This is a genomic window from Nocardioides jishulii, from assembly GCF_006007965.1.
Lineage (GTDB): Bacteria > Actinomycetota > Actinomycetes > Propionibacteriales > Nocardioidaceae > Nocardioides > Nocardioides jishulii.
This window is the reverse complement of record NZ_CP040748.1, coordinates 679654-693685: the sequence shown is the minus strand read 5'-3', so window position 1 is coordinate 693685 and position 14032 is coordinate 679654. Positions and strand designations below refer to the sequence as shown.

10 protein-coding genes are annotated in these 14032 nt (G+C 70.2%); 4 read left to right on the top strand and 6 right to left on the bottom strand.

Going from position 1 to position 14032, the window contains the following annotated elements; translation table 11 throughout:
* Positions 1-56 precede the first annotated feature (56 nt).
* The 4 genes from eno to mfd form a co-directional block, all read right to left on the bottom strand.
* Positions 57-1334, bottom strand: a complete 1278-nt coding sequence (gene eno / locus FCL41_RS03195; RefSeq protein WP_137067403.1) for a phosphopyruvate hydratase — start codon at positions 1332-1334, stop codon at positions 57-59.
* 168 nt (positions 1335-1502) lie between these two features.
* On the bottom strand, positions 1503-2156 hold the full coding sequence (locus FCL41_RS03190; protein WP_212723221.1) for a MazG nucleotide pyrophosphohydrolase domain-containing protein: 654 nt from the start codon (positions 2154-2156) through the stop codon (positions 1503-1505).
* Positions 2157-2174: 18 nt separating this feature from the next.
* The gene (locus FCL41_RS03185; protein ID WP_137067404.1) at positions 2175-2900 is read right to left on the bottom strand and encodes a hypothetical protein; all 726 of its coding nucleotides are present in this window, start codon (positions 2898-2900) and stop codon (positions 2175-2177) included.
* Between the two features lie 11 nt (positions 2901-2911).
* A complete protein-coding gene (gene mfd, locus FCL41_RS03180; RefSeq protein ID WP_212723222.1) occupies positions 2912-6505 on the bottom strand; it encodes a transcription-repair coupling factor in 3594 nt (1197 codons plus the stop codon).
* A 235-nt stretch (positions 6506-6740) separates the two neighbouring features.
* Here mfd and FCL41_RS03175 point away from each other — a divergent pair, with 235 nt between their 5' ends.
* Positions 6741-7406 carry a hypothetical protein gene (locus FCL41_RS03175; protein WP_137067405.1) on the top strand — a complete coding sequence of 222 codons (666 nt, stop codon included), beginning with the start codon at positions 6741-6743 and terminating at the stop codon, positions 7404-7406.
* Between the two features lie 191 nt (positions 7407-7597).
* On the opposite strand, the gene FCL41_RS03170 is transcribed toward FCL41_RS03175, so the two are convergent.
* Entirely contained in the window at positions 7598-8383 is a 786-nt protein-coding gene (locus tag FCL41_RS03170; RefSeq protein WP_239021747.1) for a 3'(2'),5'-bisphosphate nucleotidase CysQ, read from the bottom strand.
* 446 nt (positions 8384-8829) lie between these two features.
* Between FCL41_RS03170 and FCL41_RS03165 the strand changes: the two genes are divergently transcribed.
* From FCL41_RS03165 to FCL41_RS03155, 3 genes are all read left to right on the top strand, one after another.
* Positions 8830-10461: a glycoside hydrolase family 16 protein gene (locus FCL41_RS03165; RefSeq protein WP_137067407.1), complete on the top strand. Its 1632-nt coding sequence runs from the start codon at positions 8830-8832 to the stop codon at positions 10459-10461.
* Between the two features lie 108 nt (positions 10462-10569).
* On the top strand, positions 10570-11850 hold the full coding sequence (locus FCL41_RS03160) for a hypothetical protein (protein ID WP_137067408.1): 1281 nt from the start codon (positions 10570-10572) through the stop codon (positions 11848-11850).
* Positions 11851-11859: 9 nt separating this feature from the next.
* On the top strand, positions 11860-12762 hold the full coding sequence (locus FCL41_RS03155) for a sulfotransferase domain-containing protein (RefSeq protein ID WP_137067409.1): 903 nt from the start codon (positions 11860-11862) through the stop codon (positions 12760-12762).
* Here FCL41_RS03155 and FCL41_RS03150 read toward each other — a convergent pair.
* Positions 12693-14030 carry an O-antigen ligase family protein gene (locus tag FCL41_RS03150; protein ID WP_137067410.1) on the bottom strand — a complete coding sequence of 446 codons (1338 nt, stop codon included), beginning with the start codon at positions 14028-14030 and terminating at the stop codon, positions 12693-12695. The two genes, FCL41_RS03155 and FCL41_RS03150, sit on opposite strands and share 70 nt — an antisense overlap.
* Positions 14031-14032 lie beyond the last annotated feature (2 nt).

Genomic DNA, 14032 nt, shown 5'->3' with positions numbered 1-14032 from the left:
CCCCCGGGAGTGGGGGACGTACGTCGTTGCGTCATCAGGAGACGATTGTCCCCCGATCAGCCCTTGAAACGCGGGAACGCGGCCGCACCGGCGTAGCGCGCGGCGTCGCCGAGGTGGTCCTCGATGCGCAGGAGCTGGTTGTACTTGGCAACGCGCTCGGAGCGGGCCGGGGCACCGGTCTTGATCTGGCCGCAGTTGGTGGCGACGGCGAGGTCGGCGATCGTGGTGTCCTCGGTCTCGCCGGAGCGGTGCGACATCATGTTGCGGTAGCCGGCGCGGTGCGCGAGGTCGACGGCGTCGAGCGACTCGGTGAGCGAACCGATCTGGTTGACCTTCACCAGCATGGCGTTGGCCTGGCCACCGGCGATGCCGCGCTGCAGGCGCTCGACGTTGGTGACGAAGAGGTCGTCGCCGACGAGCTGGGTCTGGGCGCCGATCTGGTCGGTCAGGGTCTTCCAGCCCTCCCAGTCCTCCTCGTCGAGCGGGTCCTCGATCGAGACGATCGGGTAGGCGGCGACGAGCTCGGCGTAGTAGGCGCTCATCTCGGCGGCCGACTTCTGCTGACCCTCGAAGGTGTAGGCGCCGTCGGTGAAGAACTCGCTCGCGGCGACGTCGAGCGCCAGCGCGATGTCGGTGCCGACCTTGAGACCGGCGGACTCGATGGCCGTGGAGATGAGGTCCAGCGCGGCGCGGTTGGACGACAGGTTGGGGGCGAAGCCACCCTCGTCACCGACGGCGGTGGCCAGGCCCTGCTTCTTCAGCACCGACTTGAGCGAGTGGTAGACCTCGACGCCCTGCTGGAGCGCCTCGCCGAAGGTGGCGGCGCCGATCGGCGCGATCATGAACTCCTGGATGTCGACGTTGGTGTCCGCGTGGGCACCGCCGTTGAGGATGTTCATCATCGGGACGGGCAGCAGGTGCGCGTTGGGGCCGCCGACGTAGCGGAAGAGCGGCAGGCCGGCCGACTCGGCGGCGGCGCGGGCGGTGGCCAGCGAGGCGCCGAGGATGGCGTTGGCGCCCAGCTTGGACTTGTTGGGGGTGCCGTCCAGGGCGATCATCGTCTCGTCGACCAGGCGCTGGTCGTCGGCCTCGAGGCCCTCGATGGCCGGGCCGATCTCGGAGATGACGGCCTCGACGGCCTTGCCCACACCCTTGCCGAGGTAGCGGGAGGTGCCGTCGCGCAGCTCCATGGCCTCGAAGGCGCCGGTGGAGGCTCCGGACGGGACGGCGGCACGGCCGAAGGAGCCGTCCTCGAGGAGGATCTCCACCTCGACGGTGGGGTTGCCGCGCGAGTCGAGGATCTCGCGTGCGCCGACTGCTTCGATGGCTGCCATGGTGACTGCTCCTACAGGGTTGTGGGCTGAGCAGGACAAGCCTAACCGGAGCCCGACCCGCCGGCGTGACGACCGTCACCGGGTGGTCGGCGTACGCCTCTCGCCCCTGACGGCGGGCGTGGCGGAGTGGGTGCCGGAACCGTCGCCGAGCCGCCGCAGGACCTGGGCTCAGAGCCGCGTGCGTACCGCGTCGCGCAGCGCCTGCTCCGGGTCAATCCCGGCGGCCCGGGCCTCCAGGACCAGGGCGAGGAGACGGTCGCCCAGCGGCGCGGAGTCGCCTGCGTCGTCCGGGTCGACGGTGAGCGGCTGCCCGGCGCGCTCCGCCCGGTCGGCGACCTTGTCGGCCCACAGCAGGGCGGGAAGACCCGGCGGGAGACCCGCTGCCAGCTCGGGCCCCGACGGCACGGTCGGCGCTGCCTCGCCGACGTCAGCCTTCTCCCGGGCCTTGGCCTCCTGCCAGAGGTCGTTGATCTGGTCCGGGGTCAGCGCCTGGCCGGCCTGCGGCCCGAAGACGTGGGGGTTGCGGCGCACCATCTTGTCGTGGATGCCCTGCACCACTTCGTCGAGCGTGAACTCGCCCTTCTCCTCGGCCACCACCGCGTGGAAGTAGACCTGGAGCAGCAGGTCGCCGAGCTCCTCGCGCAGGTGGGCCCACTCCCCCGTCGCCTCGCCCAGCTCGATCGCCTCGAGGGTCTCGTACGTCTCCTCGAGGAGGTGCCGGGTCAGGCTGGCGTGGGTCTGCTCCGCCTTCCAGGCGCACGCCGTGCGCAGGTGGCGCATGAGGTCGGCGAACGCAACGAGGGGCGGCTGCTCAGCGTCCACGGCGAGGGCTCGTCCCGATCAGCCGCACCGCTGCGACGTGGGCAGGCTGTCGACGTACTCGGGCGAGGCGTTCTCGCGGTCGTTGACCTGGGCCCACGCCTGCACCGCGCGCTTGCTCGCAGGCACCGAGAGCGACGTACGCGTGGGCTGCAGGACTCCCTCACGGACAGCGGCTTCGTAGCGCGGGTCGATCTTGACGTCGGCGTTGTCAGCCCACGTCGCGAAGATCTCGGACCCGGCCTGCTGGACCTCCTCCTGCGACGGGTTGCTCACGCCGTCGTCGGCGAGCGCCTTGGCGCCGGCTTCGGTGAGCACGGAGGAGAGCAGCGCCTCGGTGTTCATGGCGGTGGCGAAGTCGTCGCGCAGGTCCTCGGGCACCCGCTCGGCCTGCGTCTTCCACTGGGCCAGGTCGCGGGTGACCGCCGGGTCGGGCTTCACGTCGTACTCGTCGGCGATCTGCTCGGCCTGGGCGCGGGCGGTCAGCAGGTTGAGCGCGTACTGCTTGACCTGGATGAGGGCCACAGGGCCCTCCTCGGCCAGCTGCGGCTCGAGGTCGTCACAGATCGCCCGAGCGGTGCGGTCGACCTTCGACTGGGTGATCGTGACGTCACCCACCTGGGCTGCCGCCCCTGGAGCGGTGCCCGTCGTGGTCACTGCGCCGTCACTGCAGCCGGTGAGGACAGCCATCATCGCCACGACAGCGAGGCCGGGGACGAGCGGACGACGAACGCGGGGCTGGGTCACGGTTGTCTCTCCTACGGTGCTGACGAGGTGGCGGGCGGCGCGGCAGGCGGGTCGATGATGTGATCGATCACACCGCGGGCCCATTCAAGCAGCACGACACCACTCCCCTTCGCCGACCCGAGCGGACGGGGGACGAGCAGGGCCTCGGCCTGGCTGTGGACCTTCGCCTTGGGGTACATGCGCTGCAGGCGCACCACCCGGGAGTCGGGCAATGACTTCACCGGCGCGAACCGCACGTTCTTGCCCATCACGACGATGTCGGTGAGGCCGGCCGCCCGGGCCCGGGCCCGCAGGCGGGCGACCACCAGCAGCGACTCGACCACGTCGGGCGGAGTGCCGTAGCGGTCGACCAGCTCGGAGCGGATCTCGTCGACGTCGGCGTCGCTGCGCACCTCCGAGAGCCGCTTGTACATCTCCAGGCGCAGGCGCTCGGAGGAGACGTAGTCGTGCGGGATGTGGGCGTCGACCGGCAGGTCGATCCGCACCTCGTCGAGCTCGTCGGTCTCCTCGCCGCGGAAGTCCGCCACCGCCTCGCCGACGAGGCGGACGTACAGGTCGAAGCCGACGTCGGCGATGTGACCCGACTGCTGCCCGCCGAGCAGGTTGCCGGCGCCGCGGATCTCGAGGTCCTTCATCGCGATCGCCATGCCTCCGCCGAGGTCGGAGTGCTGCGCCAGGGTCGCGAGCCGCTCGTGGGCGGTCTCGGTGAGCGGCTTCTCGCTCGGGTAGAGGAAGTAGGCGTACGCCCGCTCGCGCGAGCGGCCGACGCGGCCACGCAGCTGGTGCAGCTGGCTCAGGCCGAGGGTGTCGGCCCGCTCGATGATCATCGTGTTGGCGTTGGAGACGTCGAGGCCCGACTCGACCAGGGTCGTGCAGACCAGGACGTCGAACTTCTTCTCCCAGAAGTCGAGCATCACCTGCTCGAGCTGCTTCTCGTTCATCTGGCCGTGGGCCACTGCCACCCGCGCCTCGGGCACGAGCTCGCGGATCTTGCCGGCGGCCTTCTCGATCGACTGCACCCGGTTGTGGATGTAGAAGACCTGCCCGTCGCGCAGCAGCTCGCGCCGCACCGCCGCGATCACCTGCCGGTCCTCGTAGGCACCGACGTAGGTGAGCACCGGGTGGCGCTCCTCGGGCGGCGTGGTGATCGTCGACATCTCACGGATGCCGGTGATCGCCATCTCCAGCGTGCGCGGGATCGGCGTGGCGCTCATGGAGAGCACGTCGACGCTGGTCCGCAGGCGCTTCATCGCCTCCTTGTGCTCGACGCCGAAGCGCTGCTCCTCGTCGACGATGATCAGGCCGAGGTCCTTGAAGCGGACGTCGGGGTTGAGGAGGCGGTGGGTGCCCACGACGACGTCGACGGTGCCGTCGGCCATCCCTGCCATGATCTCCTTCGCCTCCTTGTCGCTCTGGAAGCGGCTCAGGCCCTTGAGCACGACCGGGAAGCCGCTCATGCGCTCGGTGAAGGTGGACAGGTGCTGGGTCACGAGCAGGGTCGTCGGCACGAGGACGGCGACCTGCTTGCCCTCCTGCACCGCCTTGAAGGCGGCCCGCACGGCGATCTCGGTCTTGCCGTAGCCGACGTCTCCACAGATCAGGCGGTCCATCGGCATGGTCCGGCGCATGTCCGCCTTGACCTCCTCGACCGTGGTGAGCTGGTCGGGCGTCTCGGCGAAGGGGAACGCGTCCTCCAGCTCGCGCTGCCACGGGGTGTCGGGGCCGTACGCGTAGCCCTGCGTCGCCTGGCGCGCTGCGTACAGCTTGATCAGCTCGGCGGCGATCTCCCGGACGGCCTTGCGCGCCTTGTTCTTGCGGTTCGTCCAGTCGGCGCCACCGAGGCGGTCGAGGCTGGGCTGCTCACCGCCGACGTAGCGGGTCACCTGGTCGAGCGTGTCGGCCGGCACGTAGAGCCGGTCCGGCGGCGCGCCGCGCTTGGAGGCGCCGTACTCCAGGACGAGGTACTCGCGCGTCGCGCCCTGCACCTCACGCTGCTTCATCTCGATGAACTTGCCGACGCCGTGCTTCTCGTGCACGACGAAGTCGCCGGCCTTGAGCTCGAGGGGGTCGATCTGCTTCTTGCGCCGGGCTGGCATCTTGCGCATGTCGCGCGTCGAGGTCTTCTGGCCGGTGAGGTCGTCACCGGTGACCAGCACGCTGCGGGTGGCGGGGTCGAGGAGGCCGTGGCCGACGCGCCCCACGGTGACGGTGACGACACCGGGGCCAGCGGGCTCGCCCTCCTGCACCAGCGCCGCCGCGATGTCGTGCTCGCGCAGCAGCTCCATCATCCGCTGGGCCGTGCCGTGGCCGGCGTGCACGGTGGTGACGGCGTACGACTCGTCCAGCCAGCGCCGCAGGTCGCGCACCGCCCACTCGAAGTCGCCTCGGTACTGCTCGGCGGGCGTCATGCCGAGGCTGTGCGACTCGACGGCGCCGGCGAGGGCGTCGACGTCGGTCACCTGCCCCTCGTCGTCGATGCCGAAGGGGCTGACCGACCACCAGGCCAGGCCGAGGTCCAGGCAGTGCTCGCGCACCTCGCCGACCTCGCGGTAGGAGGCCGCGCCGAGGTCGATGGGCGCGGTGCCGCCGCTGGCCGCTGCCGCCCAGGAGGCCCCGAGGAACTCCTCGCTGGTGGCGACCAGGTCGTGGGCGCGGGTGCGGGCCCGCTCGGGGTCGAGCACCAGCACCGTGGTCTCGGGCGGCATCAGGTCGACCAGGAGCTCCATGTCGTCGACCAGGACCGGGGCCAGCGACTCCATGCCCTCGGCGGGCATGCCGTTGGCGATCTTGTCGGTGATCTCCAGCAGCTGCGGGTGGGCCTCACCGAGCGCTGCGGCGCGGGTGCGAACCTCGTCGGTGAGCAGCAGCTCGCGGCACGGCGGGGCCCAGAGCCGGGTGACCTTGTCCATGGTTCGCTGGTCGGCGACCGAGAAGGTGCGGATCTCGTCGACCTCGTCGCCGAAGAACTCCACGCGCAGCGGGTGCTCCTCGGTCGGCGGGAAGACGTCGACGAGGCCACCTCGTACGGCGAACTCGCCGCGCTTCTCGACCATGTCGACGCGCGTGTAGGCCGCAGCGGCCAGTCCGGCGACGACCTCCTCCAGCACCCGGGTCTCACCGGTGGCCAGCTCGACCGGCTCGATGTCGGCGAGGCCCTTGACCTGGGGCTGGAGCACGGAACGGATGGGGGCGACCACGACGCGCAGGGGCCCGTTGGTGGCGTCGCGACCGGGGTGGCGCAGTCGACGCAGCACGGCCAGTCGGCGACCGACCGTGTCGCTGCGAGGGCTGAGCCGCTCGTGCGGGAGGGTCTCCCAGCTGGGGTAGAGCGCGACCTCGCTCGGGTCGATCAGGTCGCTGAGCTCGGCGACCAGGTCCTCGGCCTCCCGCAACGTGGCGGTGACGGCGAGCACCGTGCGCCCGGCCAGGGCGAGGCCGTGCACCACGAAGGGACGCACCGAGGCGGGGCCGGTGAGGTCGAGCGTGCGCGTGCTGCTCGCGGCCTCCGTCGCCCGGCCGAGCACGGAGTCGCCCAGCAGCCGCTCGGAGAACCGTACGAGCGGGCTCGGCAGGTCGGTGAGGGGACGAAGAAGGGGGGTGGTCACACGCTTTCCTCTCGAAGCCTCCGCGTGCGTCGGGCACGCAGACTGACCCCTCTCGTGGAACGGGAGGGGTGACCCGTCGAGTCTACGCACCACGCCCCACCCAGCATCGGCGGGAAAAGGTCTGGACCACCTTGGCCAAGAGCCTGCGCGCGCGGTTGGAGAACGAGACGATGGGGTATGACGCCCTCGGCCGTTTCAGCTCGGCCCGTGCCCATCTCGAAAGGTTCTTCGTTCCATGCGACTTCACCGCACCATTGCCGGGCTCGTCTCGGCCGCCCTCCTCGGCCTTGCCCCCGTTGCCCTGGCAGGCGCACCGGCTCACGCCGCCTCCTACACCACCGTCACCGAGATCGGTGCCTCGCGCACCCTGATCGAGTACAAGGGGAGCTACAAGCCCTACCTCCAGGCGTCGGTGAAGACGCCGGACGGCGGGTCGGTCTTCTACGGCGACGTCGACCTGCAGGCCAGCGTCGCCGGCGCCGCCTACAAGACGATCCGCACCGTCAAGGCGAGCGGCTTCATCAGCTTCTCCGACGTCGTGCCCAGCAAGAACACGACCTACCGCGTGATCTACAAGGGCGGCGCGAGCTCCTACGACAGCTACTCCGCCAGCAACTCGAAGGCGCTGACCATCAAGGTGGCCCGCAAGCTCACGATCAAGAACCCCAAGGGAACCAAGATCAACGGCAAGGTCTCCCCGAAGTACGCGAAGCAGAAGATCGTCATCCAGAAGAAGGTCGGCAAGAAGTGGAAGAAGTTCCGCACGCTGAAGACCAACAAGAAGAGCCGCTTCTCGGTGACGCTCCCCGCCAAGCGCAAGCGCACCTACTTCCGCTTCATCGTCCCGGGCAACAAGGCGTACGCCCAGCGCGTGGCAGAGGGCTCCACGATCAGGTACTGATCCCGAGCATCCGGCCCGGGCGACACACAGGCACCCAGGCCGGCCGGATCCTCACCACCCGCTGATCGAGGTCATCCCTCTTCAGTGACGCGCCCCCCGCCTCCGGGTGGGGGGCGCGTCGAGCTGCACCCCTTCATGACGAACGCCCCGTCCGGCTCAGCCGGGCGGGGCGTTCTGCATGTCCTGGGTCGTCAGTCGGTGCCGTGGCGGCGCACGAAGTCGACGATCGACTCGGCCAGCTCGGGTCGGCAGACGATGAGGTCGGGCAGCTGCACGTCGTCCTTGTTGTAGACGAGCTCGGAGCCGTCGACGCGCGAGCAGAAGAGGCCGGCGGCGCGGGCCACGGCCACGGGCGCGGCGTTGTCCCACTCGTACTGGCCGCCGGCGTGCACGTAGGCGTCCGCGACGTCGCGGACCACGCTCATCACCTTGACGCCGGCGCTGCCCATCGGCACCAGCTCGGCGTCGAGCTCGGCGGCCAGGGCCTCGACGAAGGCCGGCGGGCGCGAGCGCGAGACGGCGATGCGCGGGCGGGCGGACGTACGCGGCGGCACCACCGACGGGATGCCGGTGTTGAAGGTCTCCCCCAGCGCGGGCTGGGCGACCGCGCCGACGGTGAGCTCGCCCTTCTCCCACAGCGCCACGTGCACGGCCCAGTCGTCCCGCGGCGGCTCGGAGTATTCACGCGTGCCGTCGAGCGGGTCGATGATCCACACGCGGTCAGCCTCGAGGCGGGCCTTGTCGTCGATGGCCTCCTCGGAGAGGACGCGGTCGTCGGGCCGGTGCTCGGCGAGCAGCGCGGCGATGACCTCCTGGGCCGCGGCGTCACCGGCGTCCTTGAGGGCCTTGCCCTCCAGCCCCTGCTCCCGCACCTCGAGCAGTCGCCGGCCCGCCTGCTCGGCCACCCACACCGCGAACGCGTGGTCGTCGGAACGGGCAACGGCGGGGATCCGGCTTCCGGGGGTTTCAGTGCTCACGCGACGCAGCCTACCCAGCGCCGAAGGCGCCTCGACGGGACTCGGTCGCGCGGCCGCGCGAGCATGACCTGATCGGGTCATGCTCCCCGGGACGAACGACCCGATATCACGCGTTCTTCCTCCAGCAGAGACCGCCCCCCGATTCAATACCCATCATCAGGTATTTCGGGGATGGCGCAAAGGGGGTTTGTCACCTACCGTCGTGGGTACAAGTAGGTACAAGCCGGCTGGTACCCCGGCGTCATCGAGAGCCGAAGAAGGCTCCACGGCCCCAAGCGGCGAATCGCCGACGGAGCGGGCCGCCAACGACGGACGACTTCGTCCTCGCGCCATCACAGGGGCTGCCCATCGCCCTGCTCCGCGTGCCAGACACGAGGCATGCGTTCCGGAGGTAGTCGTCCGCGCCCTCTGCGCGATGGCCGCCAGCACACAGAAAGGGATCGCACGTGCTCAAGAGCACTGCTCTCCGCGGACTCGGGCTGACGCTTCTCGCTGGATCCGCCATGACCATGGGCGCCACCGCGCCCACCACCGCCTCTCCCCACACCGCCAACGGCCCGTCGGGGAGCGCTGTCTCCCACCAGGTGGAGCGCAGGCTCAGCGACCGGAAGATCGTCGAGTCGAGCGGTCTCGCCCGGAGCACGTACCCGCGGCCCATGCTCTGGACCCACAACGACAGCGGCGACACGAACCGGGTCTTCGCCGTCAACAAGAAGGGCCGGACACGGGCCGTCGTCCGCCTCGGAGGCGCCAGGGCCCGCGACTGGGAAGACATCTCGTCAGGGCCTGGCCACAGGATCTGGGTCGGCGACGTGGGTGACAACGCCCGTCGGCGCAGCGCAGTCCAGGTCTACCGATTCACCGAGCCCCGCAAGATCCCCCGCAAGGGCAGGACCGTCAAGGTCACGTCGACCCGGTTCAACTTCACCTACCCCGACCGGGCGCACGACGCCGAGTCCATCCTCGTGCACCCGAGGACGGGCCGCCTCTACATCGTGACGAAGGCGCAACAGGGTGCAGGCGTCTACGCCGCCCCGGCCAAGCTGTCGAACTCGTCGCCCAACAAGTTGACCCGTATCGCGGACGCGCCGGCCAACATCACTGCCGGCTCGTTCTCCCCTGACGGCAAGACGATCATCCTGGGCAGCTACACGCAGGCGTTCGTCTACTCCTCCTTCACCGACACCCCGTCCGTGGTCAACCTCCCGAAGCGCTCACTCGGCGAGTCCCTCGAGGTCAACAGGGCCGGCACCGGGGTCCTGCTCGGCAGTGAGGGCGTCAAGAGCCCGGTGCTCCGGATCGCGATGCCCGCCCCGAGCTCGGCTGCGGCGCCCCCGACGTCGGGCTGCACACCCTCGAGCAGCTGGACCCCGGACCTGACCGAGGAGTTCACCGGGCTGGACCCGAACGTCTGGAACGTCAAGAACGACACCTACGCCTCCAACGAGGACTCCTACCTGCGATCCCGCAACGTGAGCGTCACCAACGGGCGCCTCCGGATCCAGGCCAGGAAGGAGACCTACCGCAGTCGCAACTTCACCTCGGGCTACGTCGAGACGATCGGCAAGTACACCCTGCCCTCGTACTTCCGCGCGGAGGTCCGCGCCAAGGTGCCGCTGGAGCAGGGCATGTGGGCCGCTCCGCTCTGGCTCCGACCCGTCGACGGCAAGGCGGGTGAGATCGACCTCGTCGAGACCTACGGACGCGACGCGCAGGCGGGCAGGGCCTCGGTCCACCACACCATCCACACCGAGTACGGCTCGACCCACAAGCAGTCGGTGCGCTCGAAGCGGTTCTCCGAGCTCCCCGGTTCCGCGACCGGGTGGCACACCTACACGATGGAGAAGACCCCCGGGAAGATCGTGATGTGGGTCGACTGCGTCAAGACCGCCGAGTACACCAACGCCAACCCGAGCTGGTACAGCGCCTACTACGACGTGGGCGACCGTTGGAACCTGCGGATCAACCTCCAGCTGGGTGGCCAGTGGGGCGGACTGCCTGACTCCACCACCGACTGGTCGCCCGACAAGACGGCCATGGAGGTCGACTACGTCAGGACCTGGGTGCCCCGGTCCTGACGACCACCGGTCACCAGGCGGTCCGGCCGCCGAGGAGCCGTGTTCGGCGCTACTGTGAGCGCCGAGCACGGCTCCGTGCGTCGGAGGGGTGCCTGGGAGGGGACCGAGATGCCAGTGAACGCGCCCGCGGGGAGCGCTGCCGGGGAGGGTCTGGAAGCAGTCGTCGAGCAGCTGTGGGCGCCCGCACTGGCCACCGGTGAGGTCGTGGTCGCCCGCCACCACGACCCGGGCAACGGGTGGCGCACGCTGGAGGGCTACCGAGCCATCCCCTCACTCTCCCGGGCCAGACTTCTGGTGCCCGACGGCCCACGTGCCCTCGGGGCCCGCGCGGTCGGCAACTACCGTGCGCTGCTGCCGGCCGCGGCGCACGCGCGGCGTACGGCACTCACTGCGGGAGCTTGGGCAGGACTGCCCCTGGTCTCCCAGCGCGTCCTGCTGCAGGCTCGTGCCGATCTCGGTCGGACTCCCCTCACCCCCATGACCCTGCTACGGGACCGCCTCGGCGAACCCGACCTCACCGCGACCTGGAGGGTCAACCTCAACACCAACCGCAAGGCGACCCTCCAGCTGTTGGACCGCCGGGGAGCCCCGCGGGGCCTGGCCAAGTTCGCGTGGGAGCCCCTCTCCGCCGAGGGTGTACGCCGTGAGGCCGCGGCCCTGCGTGACCTGGCAGGACAGCTCCGGGTCACGCGCGTCCCCGCTCTGCGCACCGAGGAGGACTACTACGGGCAGCCCGCCGTCGTGGCGGCTCCCCTGCCCCCGGACGTCCGTGGGGCCGGAGTGCGCCGGCGCCCCCCGAGCCCTGTCGAGGTGCATGACCTCTTCCCGGTGGTCGGCCGCAGCACCGCCGCGACCACGGGGACGTGCCGTGCCCTGGCGGGGCGACTCGACTCCCTCGCCTCCGCCCATCCGGGCGACGCGTCGGTGGCCACCGCCCGGGCGCTGCTGCGCGAAGCCCTGGCCTCGCCCAGCCACCTGCCCGTGGCCGCCCGCTGGCACGGGGACTTCGTGCCGTGGAACTGCGCCCGGGACGACGACGGCACCCTGTGGGTCTGGGACTGGGAGACCAGCGAGCGGGAGGCGCCGGCCGGTCTGGACTCCCTGCACTGGGCCGTGGGGGCACGTCAGGAGCAGCACGGCGAGCGCTGGGAGGCGGCCACCGTGATGAGGGCGCTGGACGACGCGACACCGATGCTCCGAGCCCTCGGCATCGCGCCGTCGGACCGGTCGACCGTCCTGGCCGTCTACGCGGCCGCGTTGGCCGAACGCGTGCTGGCCCATGCATTGGGCGAGGGCGGGTGGCAGGAGGAGTGGATGCTGCGGGAGCAGCTCGACGCCATCCTCGCCGCCGCTGGTCGACTCCTCCGCGACACCGTCACCAACCCCTAGGATCCCTCCATGGCAGCCCTCTCCGCGTTGAAGGACCGCTCGCCGCGCTGGCTCAAGGACGGGGCGAACGTGACCACCCGGGCCTACGCCCGAGCGACGGTCGCGCAACGCCCGGCGCCCGACTTCCTGATCATCGGCACGAAGCGCGGAGGCACCACGTCGCTCTTCAACTACCTGCTGATGCACCCGGGCGTGCGAGGGCTCTTCCCCCAGAGCAGGGGCAAGAAGAGCACCGACTACTTCTTCAAGGAGCTGCACCGCGGCCCTGACTGGTACCGGTCCCACTTCCACACCGAGGCCCATCGCGAGCTGAGCCGTCGGCGTCTCGGCTACCGACCGGTGAGCGGCGAGGCGTCCCCCTACTACCTGTGGGACCACCGGGTCGCGCCCGAGGTCCACGCCGTGGCGCCGCAGGTGAAGGCGATCGCGCTGCTGCGCGACCCGGTGGAGCGGGCGTGGTCGCACTACCACGAGCGCCGCAAGAACGGCGTGGAGCCGCTCAGCTTCACCGACGCGCTGGCCGCCGAGGCGGACCGCCTCGAGGGTGAGGCAGAACGGATGGCCTCGGACCGCGGCTACTACAGCGAGGCACACGACTGGTACACCTACCGGTCCCGCGGGATCTACCTGCCCTCGCTGGAGAACTGGTGGTCGGTCTTCCCCCGCGACCAGCTGCTGGTCCTGCGCAGCGAGGACCTGTACGCCGACGTGCAGGGCACCTTCGACACCGTCTGCGACTTCCTCGAGCTGCCGCGCCACCTGCTGCCCGACACCTCGGCCTTCAACGGCATCGCCCCGTCAGCGATCGACGACGACCGCGTCCGCGCCGAGCTGGCTGCCTTCTACGCCCCTCGCAACGCTGCCCTGGAGTCCGCGTTGGGCCGGTCGCTCAACTGGACCGGCTCCCCCTGACCCGGTGGAGCACCGGAGACCTCGTCCCTGAAGACGAGCGCTGCCACCGGCAGCATCACGGCGAGTCCGTTGGGCAGCAGTCCGTAGTAGAGGTGTTCGACCAGGCCCACGACGAGCACGGCACTGAACGCGATGCCCAGCCGGTCGGGACGACCGGCCACCTTGAGGATCGCCACCGCGAAGAAGCTGATGAAGAGCAGCACGGCCATCGGGCCGAACGAGACCAGCAGCATCCAGATGTAGCCCTGGGTGCCGACCGGCGCCTCAAAGGGGTTGGCCGGTGGCTGCGGGCCTCCGTAGCCGAAGATCGGCGAGCCGGGGACCAACCCCAGTGCCTGCTCGTAGAGGCTGAGCCGGGTGGTCGTGCTGTTGCCCTCGGGCGGCAGACGGTTGTCCAGGCGCTCGGCGATCGGGAGCACGTTGTAGAGCACCAGCGCCAGCAACCCCAGCCCCATCACGCCCAGGATGGCCATGAACCGTCGTTGCAGGGCCAGCCGGACGGCGACGTAGACCAAGGTCACGCCGATCCCGATGAACATGCCGCGGTTGAGGGTGAGGAGCGCGGGGACGGCCGAGATCGGGAAGAGGAGTGCCACCGGCCAGAAGCGTGGGCTCCCCCGCAGGGAGAACATGTGGACAGCCACGACCGGCAGCAGCAACGAGTACACGTTGCCCCAGTTGTTGGTGTAGAGGAACGGGACGTTGGGGCGGGGTTCGAGCTGGAAGTAGCCGTCGTCGAACTCCGAGAACCCCTTCACCACCATGTCGCGGATCATCGGGTTGTCGAGCAACCCTCCGGGCACCACCCGGCTCATCGGCGTGGCGAACTCGACCGCCGGGAAGAGGATCCCGAGGTAGCCACCGATCACCAGGGTGACGAACCAGAGGGTCAGCACGCCGGTCACCCGCTGCACCGTCAAGGTCGTACGCGCGTTGTAGACGTACAGGAAGAGCACGGTCAGCGAGTAGTAGAGCGCGAGGCGGTAGACCGCACCGATGAGGTCGTCGGCGGCGGTGACCCGCAGCGTCGAGACGGTGATCCAGGCCATCAGGAGCAGCCAGATGCCGAAGCCCCGTGGCGCGCGGACGCCGCCGTGGGAGAAGAGGTGGTAGGCCATGACCAGGGCTGCGAGGATCCACACCGAGTCGGAGATGCCGAGTGCCCACCACACGAGGAAGGGCGCGAAGAGAGCGACGAACGGCCAGGCCGGCAAGGGCCGTGCCCGCGGCGTCCCACCACCGGATCGCGGGGACGCCACAGTGCTCACAG

What these genes read in the sequence shown, in the direction of transcription:
- eno (WP_137067403.1), bottom strand. Translation starts at nt 1,334, where the DNA reads ATGGCAGCCATCGAAGCAGTCGGCGCACGCGAGATCCTCGACTCGCGC.
- FCL41_RS03175 (WP_137067405.1), top strand. Translation starts at nt 6,741, where the DNA reads ATGCGACTTCACCGCACCATTGCCGGGCTCGTCTCGGCCGCCCTCCTC.
- FCL41_RS03160 (WP_137067408.1), top strand. Translation starts at nt 10,570, where the DNA reads ATGCCAGTGAACGCGCCCGCGGGGAGCGCTGCCGGGGAGGGTCTGGAA.
- FCL41_RS03155 (WP_137067409.1), top strand. Translation starts at nt 11,860, where the DNA reads ATGGCAGCCCTCTCCGCGTTGAAGGACCGCTCGCCGCGCTGGCTCAAG.